Source organism: Microbacterium umsixpiens, from assembly GCF_053543675.1.
This window is the reverse complement of sequence record NZ_JBLVOH010000013.1, coordinates 1-15221: the sequence shown is the minus strand read 5'-3', so window position 1 is coordinate 15221 and position 15221 is coordinate 1. Positions and strand designations below refer to the sequence as shown.

Sequence of the window (15221 nt, the reverse complement as noted above, 5' to 3'; positions counted from 1 at the left end):
AGTCGCGTGCCATGGCCGCTGCCAGATGCGCCTCGAGGTCGAGGTAGGCGTCGTCGGCGATGTCGAACACGACCTTCGTGATCTCGCCGCCGGCGAAGTCGAACCCGTAGCCGTACAGCGACGACACCGGGTCCGCGCTGTCGCGGCCGATCGTGAGCCCTTCGCCGCACAGGGAGAAGTGTCCGAGGACCGTGCGGATCTGCTTCTCGCCGACGACCTGGTCATCGATGTACAGCTTCACCGGGCCGACGCCTTCGCGGTGCTCGCCCATGCCCTCCTTCGTGAACTCGACGCCGATGATGTGCTTCCCCGACGTCGGCACGGGCGCGGAGACCCGATCCTCCGGAGGGATGCCGAGGAAGTTGTACACGTAGTGCACCTGGCCGTCCTTCACGACGAGAGCGTGCCCGCCGAAGCGGGAGCCGTGCGCGAAGATGACGCCCTCCGTGTCGGGCGTGAACTCGACCTCGGCGGCGATCTTGTACGAGACGCCGTGCGTGTTCGCCGCGGACCTCTCCGGCACCTCGCTGGTGTTCGGGTAGTAGACGAACCGCCCCGATGGCGGAGCCGGCTGGTGGAACTCCATGCCGATGAACGTCTCGAAGTCCTTCGGATTGCCGATGATCTGCAGGTCGTTCAGCGGCAGCACGTTGTTCGTCTTCGCCTCCTCCATCCAGAGCGTCTTGAGCTCTTCGAGCTTGTCGGGATGTTCCTCGGCGAGGTTCTTCGCCTCGGCCCGGTCGACGTCCGTGTGGTAGAGCTCCCACTCGTCCTTGTCGAAGTTGCTGATGCCGCTCATCGGACCGTGGACTGCGACGGCCTTCCAGCCCTCGTGCCAGATGCCGCGCTGGCCGAGCATCTCGTAGTACTGCGTCTGCTTCTGCGTCGGACCCTCCGGCTCGGCATCGAACGAGTACGCCATCGACACGCCGGACAGGGGCGTCTGCTCGACACCGTTGTAGACGTCGGGGAACTCCACCCCACAAGCCTCGAGGATCGTCGGGACGATGTCCGTCGAGTGGTGGTACTGATGGCGCACCTCACCGCGGGCCTTCATACCGGCGGGCCAATGGATGACAAGCGGATCGCAGACGCCGCCCTGATAGGTGTAGCGCTTGAACATCTTGTAGGGCGTGGAGAACGCCGCGGCCCACCCGGTCGGGTAGTGGTTGTAGGTGTCGGGCGAGCCGAGCTTGTCGACGAGGCGAAGGTTCTCCGCCTCGTCGTCGGGGTAACCACCGAAGATCTTGCCCTCGTTGACCGAGCCGTTCGGGCTGCCCTCGCCGGACGCGCCGTTGTCGGCGCAGTACAGGATGAGCGTGTTGTCGAGCTGACCCGATTCTTCGAGGTAGTCGACGATGCGGCCGACCTGCGAATCCGTGTACTCGCTGAAGCCCGCGTAGACCTCCGCCATCCGGGAGAACATCGCCTTCTCCTCGGCATTCAGCGAGTCCCAGGGGCGCACCTCGTCGGTCGGGTTGAACGTGCCCTCGGACATCGGGTTCAGTTCGGTCAGGTCGGTGTCGGACGGGAGGATGCCCTTCTCGACCATCCTGGCGAGCACCCAGTCGCGGTAGGCCTCGTAGCCGTCGTCGAACTGACCCTTGTACTTGTCGATGTACTCCTGCGGGGCGTGATGGGGAGCGTGGTTGGCACCGGGGCAGAACCAGAGGTACCAGGGCTTGTCCGGCTCGGTCTGTTTGACGTCGCGGATCATCGTGAGCGCCTGATCGGCCAGGTCCTTCGACAGGTGGTAACCCTGCTCGGGGAGGTACGGCTGATCGATGTAGTGGTTGTCCTCGGCCAGTGACGGATACCAGTTGTTGGTCTCGCCGCCGATGAAGCCGTAGAACCGGTCGTAGCCCTGTGCCAGCGGCCAGTGCTTCTTCGAGGCGCCGGCGGTCCACTCGTCGATCGGCACGTTGTGGTTCTTGCCGACCCAGAACGTCGACCATCCGGCATCGCGGAGCACGTGAGCCATGGTGACGTTCGACTCCGGGATGTGGGAGTTGTAGCCCGGGAAACCCGTCGACGACTCGGAGATCGTGGCGAAGCCGTTGAGGTGGTGGTTGCGTCCGGTCAGGAACGTCGATCGCGTCGGTGAACAGAGCGCGGTCGTGTGCCACTGCGAGTAGGTGAGACCGTTCTGCGCGAGTCGATCCATCGTGGGCATGTTGATCCGCCCACCGTACGGCGACCACGCTGCCATGCCGGTGTCGTCGTAGAGCACGACCAGGACGTTCGGTGCACCTTGCGGTGGTGTCGAAGCCCGATAGGCATCCCAATCCGCGACCGAGTCGCGCACGTCGAGTTCGATCTTGCCCTGGAAGTCGCGAGCCATCTGCTGGTTCCCTTCGCCTGTCGGAACGATGCCGTATCCGCACAGTACTGCGGCGTGATGGTTGTTGTCACCGGTGGAACGCGACGCTCATCCGGGTGATCCCCGTCACCTCGGAGCGAGGGACCCGTCGGGAGACGCTCCCGGTCACTCAGAGCAACGCCGCGAGCGCCTTCTGCAGCTGGAGGGCGCCGATCACGAGGAGCAGAGCCGCGTTGAGCACGTGTGTGTTGCCAGCGATCCACGTGCGGACGCGGTCGAGCAGTGGCTGCGCGTCCCGTCCCCGCACGACGACGTACACGACGGGGAGAGCGATCGGGAGGGTGCCCACCACGACGAAGGCGGCTGCGACCCAGAGTCCCGCGGCCGGATCCACGTCGGACAGGGTGATGTCGAGCGCGGCGATGATGGCGCAGGACGCGTCGACCGGGTTCAGGACGAAGAGCCCGATGCCGAGGAGAAGCGTGTGCCCGGGGCGGAAGGACTCCACCGAGTGCAGCCAGCCGGGGAGTTGGGGCGAGGCGGCCACGACATCGCGTGGCGTCGAAGCCGCCGCCATCCGCTGGATGTGCACCCGGCCCTTCCGATACACCCAGACGGCGGAGACGACGAGGAAGAGGCCGACGAGCAGACGCACGAGCGGCACCCAGAGGGGCGGTTCGCCGCGTTGATGCACCTGCAGCACCGGGAACAGCCACAGGAAGAGTGCCATGAGTCCGGCGAGGCCGAGGAACCATCCGAGAAGATAGGCGATCCCATTGGCCCTCGCGTTCCGCGACAGCAGCACCGCGACGAGAGCCATGATCGCGAGCGGGCTCAACACCACGCCCAGAGCGACCGGGATGAGATCCAGGATCAGCTCGCCCATCTCCGTGCTCCTCTTCTCCGAGTTCGCCCGCGCCGCTCGGTGACGGGTCTAGAAGCTTCCGATGCCCTTGCCGATCATGGACACCCCGATCACGAGCAGCAGGACGGCCATGATGACGGCGTTCTCGGTGGCGAGCCAGCCGCGCAGGGCGTCGAGCGGGCCGCGGAGACGATCGGCGGCGATGAGATAGCCGACCACCGGGACCAGGACGGTCGATGCGGCGATGAGGGTGTAGATGACGATCACCAGCACGATGGATCCGCCCGGAAGCGCCGCCGCGCCGATGTCGGTGCCGGCGCCCGCCGCCATGATCAGGTTCTTCGGGTTCACCGCCGACAGCAGGAAGCCGAGCCCCAGGGCGACCGGGAAGGTGATCGTGTCGATGGCCTTCATCCACTTCGGGAGGGCGGCCTCTTCACCGGCCTTCGGCCGCTTGCGCCACTGCCCGAAGGCCAGGACGAACAGGAGCAGACCGAGCACGAGCTGCACCGCACCGCGGATCGGATGGGAGACGTCGGGGTCGTCTGCGGGGAGTATCGAGGACAGCAGGGTGAACACCGCGACCGCGGCCACGATGCCGACGACCCAGCCGAGCAGGAACCCGACGCTGGTCACTCGCGCCTTCGGAGAGAGCAGCATCAGGATCGCGGCGATGATCGGTATGGGACTGATCGCGACGCCGAGTGCGAGCGGAAGCATGTCTCCGATGACGGTACCCATCACTGGTCTTCTTTCGGTAGGGATTCGCGTTCGGCCGATGACGGCACCAGACGCGTGATTGCTGAGCGGTTGGTCGAATAGACGTCCTCCGACGTCAGCAACCCGAGGCTGGTCAGTCGGTGCAGCGTGTTCGGGCGGACCCTGCTGAACGAGAGCGACACCGACCGAGCCGCGAGCCAGTCCTTGAGCGATGCGAACGATTCGGCGCCCGTGACGTCGACATCGGTCACGGCCTCCATGTCGACGACGAGGTGCTGGACCGCCCCGTCGCCCGCCGAACGGATGGCGTCCTTCACCGCGGTGGAGAAGACCGCCCCGTTGGCGAAGAAGAGCGGGGCGGCCAGGCGGATGACGATCACCCCCGGAGCGGTCACGGTTCCGGCAGGAGCGTCCTCGAGCAGGGACTCGCCCGGATCACCACTGGATTCCAGGACGTCGATCGCGGGATTCGAAGCGCGTCGCGCGATGTTGATGAGCGCGAGCACGAACGCGACGAGGATGCCCGGGATCGAGCCGATGAACAGGGTGACGAGGAAGCAGGTCGCGCCGATCAGGAACTCGAACCGGTCCTTGCGCCACAGATCGATGAAATCGCGGATCCCGAGGAGCGGGATGATCGCGACCCCGACGATGGCACCGATGGCGGGCGAGGGGATGTCCGCCAACAGTGCGGTGCCGAAGAGGAGGAGCAGGAGCGTTCCGACGGCGAGGATCAGTGCGGGGAACTGTGTGCGCGATCCCGCCTGGTCCATGGCGGCCGTGCGCGAAGTCGACGATCCGACGGCGAAGCTGCCCTGAGCTCCCGCAGCGACGTTGGCGATGCCGAACGCGAACAGGTCCCGGTTCGCATGGAACGGGTAGCCGTGCTTCTCGGAGTAGGAGCGCGAGACGAGGAGCCCCTCAGCGGTGGTGACCAGTGTCAGCGCGATCGCGGACGGAATCAGCGCGAGCCAGAGCGACCAGTCGATCATCGGCCAGGTCAGCTCGGGCGGACCCGCGGGGACTTCACCCAGAACGGCGACACCGCGTTGATCGAGACCCGTGAGGACGACCACGAGCGTCGTCGCCACGAGGACGATCAGCGCCCAGGGGATGGCGCGCAGGTACCGGCGTCCCAGCAGCAGGACCGCCACCGAGCAGACCGAGATCAGGACGGCCCAGAGATTGATGGTGGCGAGACCTCCGATGAGGTCGGCGACCTTACCCGTGAACTCCTTGCCGGAGTCGATCTTGACGCCGAGCATCTTCGCGACCTGACTGACCATGATGTCCAGTGCAAGGCCGCCGACGAATCCGACCAGGATCGGCTTCGAGAGGAAGTTCGCCAGGAATCCGAGCTTGAACACGGCGAGGAGTACGAACATGCCGCCGCAGATGATCGCCTGCGCGAGGGCGAGGGTCGCGTAATCGGCGCTGCCCGCCGCGGCGAGGCCACCGATCGACGAGGCGACGAGTGCGGCAGCCGCCGCATCAGGGGAGGCGACCAGCTGACGGGAGGAGACGACGAGGGCGTACACGATCGTCGGCACGATCAACGCGTACAGTCCCGCGGTCGGGGGAAGCCCGGCGATCTGCGCATATCCGATGTTCAAGGGGATGGCGATGGCGAGCAGCGTGACGCCGGCGGTCAGCTCCGTGAGGAAGTTGCGCCTCGTCAGCCCCGCGAGTGGACGTTGCACGTCGACTCCCTTCGGGAGCGCTCCGGACGAGCGCGTTCGCGTTCACGATCCCATCGTGGGGGTCGCGGCGACCATGCCGGGGTCGCAACCTCCTCCGGGTGATTTACCGAGACCATGGGTGACCTTTCATCCGTTGCCACGCGCCCGGCGACGCCGATTCCGACCGCGCGCGACGGGACGCTGTTCCGGTTCGGGCTCCGGCGGCAGGGCCGTGTGGTCGCCGGAGAGCCAGCGCACCCACGTCGACTCAGGATCGCCCTCGAGGACCAGCGTGCGCACGAGCAGGGTGAGGGGGATGGAGAGGATCGCGCCGAGCGGTCCGATGATGAAGGTCCAGAAGATCACGGAGAAGAAGCTCAGCGTGAGGCTGAGGTCGACCGCGTCGCTGACGAACTTCGGCTGCACGAGCACTTGGAGGACCACGTTGACGATGCTGTAGACCGCGACGACGCCGAGGAGCAGCGGCCAGCCCCCGACCACGAAGGCGAGGATCGCCGGGGGGATGAGCCCGACCACGAAGCCGACGTTGGGGATGAAGTTCGTGACGAACGCGAGGATCGCCCACACCACTGGAGCCGGGATGCCCATCCACCACAGGGCCAGCCCGTCGATGACAGCCACGATCGCGCCGAAGGTGGCATTGACGATGTAATAGCGCCGGACGCCGGAGTTCAGGCGGGAGATCCGGGCGAGGGCGGCACCCTTCGTCGCGCCGAACAGGGCGGGCGCTCGACCGTAACGGGCCGCATCGATCGCCATGAAGATGATGTAGGCGCAGACGAAGAACAGCGCCGTCGCGACGCTGAGGACGGTGCCGCCGATGCTTCGTGCGACGCCGAGCAGCGTCTCGGGATCGAGGACCGAGGCTGCCGCGTCCGAGGCCTCCTCGTCGAGGCCGAGTGACTGCAACCACCCCACCACCTCTTCGGCGGTGTTCTCGAGACCGCCTTGCGACACCAGGTCGCCGATGAGTCGGGCGAACTGGGTGCCGGCGAGCCAGAGCAGAGCGCCCATCGACAGCAGTATCAGGTAGGCGACGACGATGACCGCGGTCGTGCTCGCCCACTGCGGCCAACCGCGCCGATCGAGCGGGCGGCGAAGCGGCTCGCAGATGACGACGATCACGATGGCGAGTGCGATCGGCCCGAACAGATCACGCGCGAAGTACACGCCGGCCAGCGTCACCGCGCTCGCCGCGAGCAGAAGAAGCACGCGCAGACTGGGGGAGAGCATGCGATCGGTGGCGCGCTCGGGCGCAGGCGAGGGGTTCACGCGGCCAGCGTAGCCCGCGGTCTGACGGGAGCCCGGTCGCCTCGCGGACGGCGGACCGGCGGCCCGGGAGATCAGAACGGCTCCGGGGGCACGAGGGGCGGGGGCCCCTGCTGCGGCGTGACCACGGCTTGCAGCCCCGACGCCTCGAGAGCCTCCGCGACGCCGCGCACGGTGTCGGAGATCACGGCACTGCCGTGCAGTGGGTGGTGCCAGATCTGGAGGGTGAGCGTCCAGCGAGTGGGCGAGATCGCGGCGACGCGCACGGTCGGGTGTTCGCGGGCGTGCACGCCGTCGACACCGCTCGCCGCATCCGTGATGGTCGTGACCGCGTCGTCCAGGTCGAGCCCCGTTGACCGCGCGATGCGGATGTCGACGTCGCTTCGGCGCGCGCCGTGACGCGAGTCGTTCACCAGGACCCCGGTGAGCAGCGCGGCGTTCGGCACGTGCACCGTGCGGCCGTCGACCGTCGTGAGGATGACCGAGCGACCGTTGAGCTCCTGCACGGTGCCCCGGATCACCCCGTCGGGGCCGTCGATGCCGATCTCCTCGCCGATCTTCACCGACTGACGGGACTGGATCAGGACCCCGGCAGCGAAGTTGTCCGCGACACCGCGCAGCACCAGGACCAGGACGATCGCGGCGATGACCGTCATCGCGAGCAGAGGCTGCACGTTCGCGCCGAGGAACGCCAGCCCGACCCCGATCCCGACCAGGAGCAGCGCGTACTGCGTGAAGCGCGCAGCCAGCTGCGAGACGGAGTCGGAGATTCCCGGGGTCCGCGCCGCCAACTTCAGCACGCCCTTGCGAGCGAGCCGCGAGAGCAGCCAGCCGATCAGCACCGACAGCAGCGCGAGCACGATCTGCCACCCCGACAGGCCCTCCGGGAACAGGTCGCCCAGCGTCACGATCGCCGTCCGCTCGACGTCTGCCCCACGCTCCTCGACCTCATCCGACAAGCATGCGCGACGCGTCTCCCCGGAGACCACGACACTCATCCTCAACGGGTGAGCACGGCGCGACACACGTGCGGCAGGGCAGGACGGCCTGCTCGGGGAGTCCGTCGGGCGCGCTTCACGGAGCCGCATCGCCCCGAAGGGATGAGCCGCTCTCGCCGGTGGTGCAGCGGAGAAGGAGACTGAGCTCATGTCGTCGACGCCAGCAGGGCACGATCTCCTCACGGAAGCCCGCTCCCGCGGGGCCACACGAGAGCGCGCTCGGGAAGCCATCGGGCTCCAGATCTCGATCTTCGCGTTCGTCCTCGCCGCCCTCGTCGCACTGCCCGTGTTCCGGCTGCAGTCCGCGCCGATCGCGGGTCCCGACTCGCTCGGACAGTTCGCGGCGCTGATGTCGGCGGTGACGGCGATCGTCGTCTTCGTGCTCGGGCGTGTCATCGCGGCCGACCCGGCGCGGCGCGGCCGACTCGGGGTGCTCGACATCGTCGACATCGCCGCGTTCGCCTTCGCGCACGCCATGATCGCGCTACTCGGGTGGACCCTGGCGGCGACGATCGTCGAGGCGGGGCTCATCGGCGCTGCGGTGTTCCCGGTACCTGTGCTGATGCTGGCCGGTGCCGCGGCCGCATTGACCGCATACGTGACCTACTACTCCGCCACGCACCTCGACCTGCAGCTGCTGGCCACGGTTCTCGCCGTGTTCCTCGTGCTGGGAGTGCTCGCGAGCATGCTCACGGCGAGCGACCCGCAGTGGTGGAAGGAGAACCTGAGCGCTCTCGGCATGACGGACGACCTCTCCGCCCGGGCCTTCAACCTCACCCTGATCGTCGCCGGGATCCTGGTGACGACGCTGGCCCGCTACGCGACGAAGGGGATTCCGACGCCTCATCCGCGCGGGGCCGCCTCGGTGCGCACGTGCCTCGTGATCGTCGGCATCTTCCTCGGTCTGGTAGGGGTGTTCCCCGTGGATGAGCACTTCGCCCTGCACACCGGGGTGGCTTCGGGGATGGTGGTCGCCTACGCGGTGCTGATCATCGCCGTCCGGTGGTGGGTGCCGGGCGTCTCGCGCACGTTCCTGCTCGTCGGCTACGTCTTCACCCTTCTGATCCTGCTGCTCGCGGTGTTCTTCGCCGTCGGCTACTACACCCTGACCGCGGTCGAGCTGGTGGCGGGGACGGTCGTCTTCACGTGGATCATCCTGTTCATCCGCACCGCCGACGCGCTCAAACGTGACGCCGGGAGCCGTCTCGCGGACTGAAAGATCACCCGGAGGATGCCCTTGAGGGTGGAGCGTCGACGCCACTAGCTTTGGTGCCATGTCGCCCCCCGTACGATCGACGATGCCGGGCCCCATGGTGCGCTTCCGCCCACCCGGACCCCAACCGGGTGCCATCCGCCGGGAAAGGGTGAGCACCGCGATCGCCGATGCAGCGGCGATCGACCCGCTGACGGTCGTCAGCGCGCCGAGTGGCTTCGGCAAGACGACCGCGGTCGCAGACTGGGCTTCCGGGCTCGAGCAGGTCGCCTGGCTCAGCCTCAGTTCCTTCGACTCCGACCCTTCGCGTCTGACGCACGGCGTCGTGCATGCTCTGCTCGTCGGCGCCGAGCGCGCGGGGCGTCCGCTCGCACTCGCGCGGGACCTCGACGATCCCGAGCATGCCTACCAGGAGATCTGCGGCGCCCTCGATGCGCTCGACACCCCAATGCACCTGATCGTCGACGACGCGCACCGCGCCGGTGAGAGCTGGCGCACCGGGCTCCTCGGCATGCTCGCGGAACAGGCACCGGAGAATCTCCGGGTCGTACTGGTCGGGACGACGCTGCTCGAGGTCACCCTCTCGCGGCATCGACTCACGCATCCTGGTTCCTTCGTCGGCGTGGACACGCTCAGCTTCACCGCCCCGGAGGTCAAGCTCCTGCGCACCGCGGACGGGGCCGGGCTCGCTGCCGAGACGATCTTCGCGGAGTCCAGAGGCTGGCCGATCGCCGTGCGGCTCATGATGATCGGCGGTGCCCGACCCGACTCCCGCGCACAGAGCGCGTCGAGCTTCCTCGGGACCTACGTCCGTGAGCATGTGCTGGGTGCGCTGCCTCCCGACATCGCCGACTTCGTGCTCGACGGCAGTGTCTGCGGCGAGCTGACGGCGGAACTCGCCTCCGCCGTGACCGATCGTCCGGATGCGGCAGAGCTGCTGGAGACGTGCGTCAGGCTCGGCCTCTTCCTCGACCGGTTCGAGGGTCCGCACGGCTTCGTCTACCGGTGGCACACCTCGTTCGCCAAGCAGTGTGTCGACATCGTCGCTCTCGACGCAGCTCGGGCTGCGGCCTGCCATCGCCGCGCCGCCATCGCGCTCGAGGCGACGGACCCCACCGCCTCGATCGCGCACTCGCTTCGTGCGGGAGATGCGGAGACCGCGAGGGAGACGCTGCTGCGGCACTGGCTCGGTCTCGTGGTCGGTGCCCGCGCGGCGGAGATCGAGCGCACGGCGATCGACATGCTGCGCCGTACCCCTGACGACGCGCAGGTGCTCCTGGTGCGTGCGTGCGCAAGCGATGTGCTGGGTGAGCATCGCGTCGCGCGCGAGCTCTTCCGGCGTGCAGAGGCGATGATCGCGCGGACCGGGGACGGGACGGAGCCCGCGGTCCTGCAGATCGCGCGTCTGTTCATCACCGACGAGCGGTCCGAGGTCGCTGAAGCGAGTGCGAAGGTGCGGCAGATGCTCCTCGACGCGGATTCGACCGAGCTCGGAGATCGCGCGGCACTCAACTATCTCCTCGGGTGGACCGAGATCCGGCACCGCGGCAACCCGATGATCCCACTCGAGTACTTCTCGGCCGCGGCGAGGGAGGCGCAGAGCTCCGGCGATCGCGAACTCGCGAAGCGGTCCCTGGGGCATCTCGCCTTCGGCCAGACCTGGGCGGGTCGCCTCGTCGATGCGAGGTCGTCGCTGGTCGCCGCGCATCAGGAGTATGACGTGAGTCTTCCCTGGAGCACCTACGCCGGAGGAAGCGCCGCAGCAGCTGCCGGGTTCGTCGCGTACTGGTCGGGGGAGTTCGATGAAGCGATGCGGGCTTTCGGGACGGTGATCGCCAACGGGAGTTCCGACCGCTCCTTCACCGGCGTGGCGCGGATGATGATCGCGTACACGGCGGCCGAGACCGGTGATGTCCCGACATGCCGCCGCGCGGCGATCGGCGTGCAGGACATCCCGCTCGAGGTCGTCCACGGTATCTCCTGGCCGGCATTTCGGGAATCGTCCGTCGCGGTTCTCGAGGAGGCGGTCGGTCGACAGGACCGCGCGTTGCGGATCGCCAGGAAGTACCTCCACTGCCCGGACCTGCCGGTCGTGAACGTCACGCTCGCCGGTGTGCTGCGCCGTGCCGGTGACTACCCCGCAGCTCTGGAGATGCTGCGATCGCTGCGGGCGTTCAGCGAGGTGTCGTACGTGAAGACAGCGACCCTGATCACCGCCGCCGTGCTGCGCCGTCACACCGGGCACCACGACGAGGCGCACGAGTTGTGCGAAGCCGCGGTCGCGGTCGCCTCCGGGGAGAACATCCGGCTGCCGTTCGGACCCCGTGAGGCGGCGGTGCGCAAGCTGCTGGGCGAGCACGTGCATTTCGGCACGCAGTTCGAGGACTTCATCGGTCGATGCCTCGCCAACGATGCCGCCGGCTCGCTGGTGGAGACGCTCTCGGAGCGGGAGCGCGATGTGTTCCAGCAGTTGCAGACGGCGCGCACACTGCACGAGATCGCTCGGGAGCTGGCCGTGTCGATCAACACGGTGAAGACCCACCAGCGCGCCATCTACCGGAAGCTCGGGGTGTCCTCCCGCCGAGAGGCCGTGCGGACGACCGTCTGACCCCGCGCCGCGTTCCTCGCCCGCCGACGCGTCAGGGCTGGCGCAGCGCCGATGCGAGGACCGTGTTCGCGATCGAGGCGGGGATGGGTTGGGTCGCGAGGATCCGATCACCCCGACGGTCGACATCGCGGGAGAAGCGCTCACTCCAGGTCGGCTCGACGAGGATGAGTGCTGCGAGGGAGCCGATGGGGAGCCCGGAGGCGAAGTGCCGGGCGTCGTCCTCGCAGACGAGACCCGGGGTGTCCAGTCCGAGACCGGCGAGGGTGAACTCATCGGCGTCGATCTCGATGAGGTGCCAGTCCTCCGCGCCGAGCCGGCGGATGAGAAGGAAGTCCAGAAGGCGGATGGCGCCGCTCTCCACCTGTCGGAGCAGGGCTTCGAGGATGTCGGGGCTGAGGCGGTCGTCCTCCAGGCGCACGACGACGAATTCGACGTCGCCGAGCGCCTGCAGGGACATATCGACCACCTCAGCCACGATGTCAGCTCAGTGCGCGCGTCTTGATGGCGGCGAACTCGTCGGGAGTGATCGTTCCCGCCGCGAGGAGCTTCGACGCCTTGTCGATCTCATCGCTGGGACTGGATCCGGCGACGCTGCGGATGTAGGAGTCGGCAGCGTGCTGCTGCTCCCGGTACGCCGAGACGCTGCGTTCGCCCATTCCCTTGCCGCGTGCGATGAGGTAGACGAGCGCCGTGAGGAAGGGCACGAAGATGAGGAAGATGATCCACACGGCCTTCCACCACCCGTTGAGGGCGTGATCCCGGAACAGGTCGGCCACGATGTTGAAGAGCACCATCAGGTAGGAGATGAACACGAAGACCCAGAAGAACCACCAGATGATGTCCCAGAAGCTTTCCCAAATGGACACTTCGGACCCCTTTCGTTGAGTTACTGCGTACGGCGATAGTGACAGCGCCTCCACGGGCGCGGGAAAGCTGCTCACCCCTAGCGGGCGACCCCCGGCCCGGCAGGTCGAGCCGCCGGACGACGAGGTTCTCATCCGATCGGGGTGAGGGCGGCGATCGCCCCGATCGCGGCAGTGCGAGCATGGCCGCAGAGTCCCGGTACGTCGTCGCCGGGAGAAGGGACACTCCATGAATGACTTCCGATTCGGCCCCGCCGAGTTCTACCTCGTCGGGTTCGAGGGCGATCGTCCAGACCCGGCGACGTTCCGCGCGCTGACCGACCTCGTCGACAGCGGGGTCGTGCGATTGCTCGACTTCGTCCTGCTGTCGAAGTCGGCGGCAGGGGAAGTGGAGATCGTCGAGCTCGACACGGATGACGACTCCCTCGGACTCGACGACTTCGAGCCGATCGCCGCCGGACTGGCCGGCGAAGAGGACGTGGAGGCCCTCGCGAGCGCTCTCGCCCCCGGTCAGTCCGCTGCCGTCGTCGTCCTGGAACTCGCTTTCGCCCGGGCCCTCGCGCAGAACCTCGCCGCCGCCGGCGGTCAGGTGCTCCGTAGTGAGCGCGTGCCGGCACCCGTCGTGAACGCCATGATGGACATCCTCGATCAGGAAGGTGAATGACATGCCCTTGAGAAGATTCGGTCGCCCGGGACTGATCGGACTGGCCGCCAGGACCGCGGTGGTGGCGGGAACGGCGTCGGCGGTCGGCGGTGCGATGTCGCGGCATCAGCAGGAGCGTGCGCAGGGCCAGTACGAGCAGCAGCAGTACGAAGCCGCTCAGCAGCAGGCGCAGGTCGACGCCGCCGCGCAGAACGCGGCAGCCCAGTATGCGGCTCCGCCGGTACAGGCGGGTGCGCCGGCCGGGACGGATGATCTGATCGCGAAGCTGCAGCAGCTGGCGTCGCTGAAGGACGCCGGCGTGCTGTCCGAGACGGAGTTCGCTGCGGCAAAGCAGAAGCTCCTGAGTTGAGAGGCCTGGCCGTCGTCGGCACACGCGAGCGACGCGACCGCACGAGGAGGAGAGCGAATGAGCGAACTGGATGATCTGCGAGCCCGGGTGCTCCTCCTCGAACAGGAGAACCAGACACTCAAGAGCGAGACTCGCGAGAAGCCTCGTCGCCGACCGGTGGGCAGGAGCATCGTCGCCGGAATCGTGCTCGCCGTGGCGGTGCTGCTCGCGCCGGTCGCGGCGATGGGCACGTGGGCGCGCCTGCAGCTGGTCGACGCCGATCGGTTCGTCGCGACGTTCGCGCCCCTGGCCGAGGATCCGGACGTGCAGGACTTCGTCGCCGCTCAGGCCAGCGCCGCCATCCAGGAGCAGGTCGACCTCACGGCTGCGGTCGGCGAGGTGTTCGACGGACTACGCGAGCTCGATCTGCCGCCGCGCGCGGCATCGGCGCTGACCCTCCTGGAGGCACCGGCGGCGAGCGGACTGACATCTCTCGTCGACGGGGTGATCCACGATGTCGTCGCCTCGGACCAGTTCGCCGATATCTGGGCGCAGTCGCTGCGCTTCACCCATGAGCGCGCTGTCGCGATCATGCAGAACAGCCCCGACACCGCCCTGCAGCTGGCGGACGACGGGGTGCTCTCGATCGACCTCGGCCTCGTCGTCGAGCGGGTCAAGTCGGTGCTGACCGAGCGCGGTGTCGGCTTCGCCGATCTGATCCCGGAGATCGACCGATCGATCCCGATCGCCCAGGCGGACGCTCTGGTGCTCGTGCGGACCGTCTACCAGATCGCCGTCGCCGCAGGGTTCTGGCTGCCCTGGGTCGTGCTCGGCCTCGTGGTCGCTGGCATCCTGATCGCCCGGAACCGCCCGCGCGCGCTCTTCTGGACCAGTGCCGCGTTCGCGGTCGCCTTCCTCCTGCTCTCCGCAGGCATGGGCATCGGGCGGACGTTCTTCATCGGGGCCGTGAGCCCGTCGATCATGACGTCGGCCGCCGCACAAGCCCTGTTCGACGAGGTCACCTCGCTTCTCAGCTCGACGATCGTCGCGCTGGCGATGGTCGGCGTGCTCATCGCGGTGTGGGCGTGGCTCGCCGGTTCGAGCCGCAGCGCCGGGGCCACTCGTGGTGTCCTCGAGAGCGGCTTCTCCGCGGTGCGCGGGACCTGGGAGCGACGGGGCCTGTCCACCGGACGATTCGGTCTCGCGGTGGATAGGTTCCACGGACCCATCGTCATCGTCGGCATGGCTCTCGCACTGCTCATCCTGATCGTGACGCGACCCGTCTCGTTCGGGACGGTGGTCGGCGTGACGATCGGACTGATCGTCTTCATGATCCTGATCGAGCTGCTGCGGCGCCCGACCGCGGAGGCGGATCCCCTGGATGCCCCGGGGACGCCCGAGACGGATGGCATGGGGATCGAGACCGCCGACCCGGAATCTCCGGTGGTCACCGCCGCTTCGTGAGCCGCCACGCAGGAGGATGCCCGGAGAGCCGCGCTCCCCGGGCATCCTCTTGCGTCGTTCAGGCGCCGTCGACCTCGGAAGCGGCCTGGGGGAACACGGTCGCCCAGTCGTCCTTGACGCTCACGACGGTGTACCCGGCGTCATCGGCGGCAGCGAGCGCCTTCTCCGCGCCCGCGTCGTAGGGTGCGTCGCCGCGGTCGGGGTCGTCG

At 67.9% G+C, this 15221-nt stretch carries 13 protein-coding genes; 5 read left to right on the top strand and 8 right to left on the bottom strand.

Features of this window, described 5'->3' with window-relative positions:
• The 6 genes from ACNPM4_RS01140 to ACNPM4_RS01115 form a co-directional block, all read right to left on the bottom strand.
• On the bottom strand, positions 1 to 2341 hold a 2341-nt coding region (locus ACNPM4_RS01140), incomplete at its 3' end, for an arylsulfatase (RefSeq protein ID WP_448984414.1).
• A gap of 148 nt (positions 2342 to 2489) precedes the next feature.
• Positions 2490 to 3206: a GAP family protein gene (locus tag ACNPM4_RS01135; protein WP_448984413.1), complete on the bottom strand. Its 717-nt coding sequence runs from the start codon at positions 3204 to 3206 to the stop codon at positions 2490 to 2492.
• Between the two features lie 48 nt (positions 3207 to 3254).
• On the bottom strand, positions 3255 to 3926 hold the full coding sequence (locus ACNPM4_RS01130) for a GAP family protein (protein WP_029261898.1): 672 nt from the start codon (positions 3924 to 3926) through the stop codon (positions 3255 to 3257).
• A complete protein-coding gene (locus ACNPM4_RS01125) occupies positions 3926 to 5605 on the bottom strand; it encodes a SulP family inorganic anion transporter (protein ID WP_105709712.1) in 1680 nt (559 codons plus the stop codon). Before ACNPM4_RS01125 ends, ACNPM4_RS01130 begins: the two co-directional genes overlap by 1 nt.
• Before the next feature lie 126 nt (positions 5606 to 5731).
• Positions 5732 to 6877 (bottom strand): AI-2E family transporter, encoded by a 1146-nt coding sequence (locus ACNPM4_RS01120; RefSeq protein ID WP_448984412.1) that lies wholly within the window; start codon positions 6875 to 6877, stop codon positions 5732 to 5734.
• A gap of 71 nt (positions 6878 to 6948) precedes the next feature.
• Positions 6949 to 7872, bottom strand: coding sequence for a mechanosensitive ion channel family protein (locus ACNPM4_RS01115; protein ID WP_448984411.1), 924 nt, complete (start codon positions 7870 to 7872; stop codon positions 6949 to 6951).
• Between the two features lie 148 nt (positions 7873 to 8020).
• Here ACNPM4_RS01115 and ACNPM4_RS01110 point away from each other — a divergent pair, with 148 nt between their 5' ends.
• Together ACNPM4_RS01110 and ACNPM4_RS01105 are read left to right on the top strand one after the other, a co-directional pair.
• Complete coding sequence (locus tag ACNPM4_RS01110) at positions 8021 to 9088, top strand: DUF998 domain-containing protein (protein ID WP_448984410.1); 1068 nt, start codon at positions 8021 to 8023, stop codon at positions 9086 to 9088.
• Between the two features lie 148 nt (positions 9089 to 9236).
• On the top strand, positions 9237 to 11693 hold the full coding sequence (locus ACNPM4_RS01105) for a winged helix-turn-helix domain-containing protein (protein ID WP_448984409.1): 2457 nt from the start codon (positions 9237 to 9239) through the stop codon (positions 11691 to 11693).
• 31 nt (positions 11694 to 11724) lie between these two features.
• On the opposite strand, the gene ACNPM4_RS01100 is transcribed toward ACNPM4_RS01105, so the two are convergent.
• Together ACNPM4_RS01100 and ACNPM4_RS01095 are read right to left on the bottom strand one after the other, a co-directional pair.
• Complete coding sequence (locus ACNPM4_RS01100; protein WP_417504888.1) at positions 11725 to 12168, bottom strand: DUF6325 family protein; 444 nt, start codon at positions 12166 to 12168, stop codon at positions 11725 to 11727.
• A gap of 4 nt (positions 12169 to 12172) precedes the next feature.
• Positions 12173 to 12559, bottom strand: coding sequence for an SHOCT domain-containing protein (locus ACNPM4_RS01095; protein WP_029261891.1), 387 nt, complete (start codon positions 12557 to 12559; stop codon positions 12173 to 12175).
• Between the two features lie 226 nt (positions 12560 to 12785).
• Here ACNPM4_RS01095 and ACNPM4_RS01090 point away from each other — a divergent pair, with 226 nt between their 5' ends.
• From ACNPM4_RS01090 to ACNPM4_RS01080, 3 genes are read left to right on the top strand one after another with little or no spacing between them, the layout of a single operon-like run.
• The gene (locus tag ACNPM4_RS01090) at positions 12786 to 13220 is read left to right on the top strand and encodes a DUF6325 family protein (protein ID WP_029261890.1); all 435 of its coding nucleotides are present in this window, start codon (positions 12786 to 12788) and stop codon (positions 13218 to 13220) included.
• A 1-nt stretch (position 13221) separates the two neighbouring features.
• On the top strand, positions 13222 to 13569 hold the full coding sequence (locus ACNPM4_RS01085) for an SHOCT domain-containing protein (protein WP_029261889.1): 348 nt from the start codon (positions 13222 to 13224) through the stop codon (positions 13567 to 13569).
• 57 nt (positions 13570 to 13626) lie between these two features.
• Entirely contained in the window at positions 13627 to 15012 is a 1386-nt protein-coding gene (locus ACNPM4_RS01080; RefSeq protein WP_448984408.1) for a hypothetical protein, read from the top strand.
• Positions 15013 to 15221 lie beyond the last annotated feature (209 nt).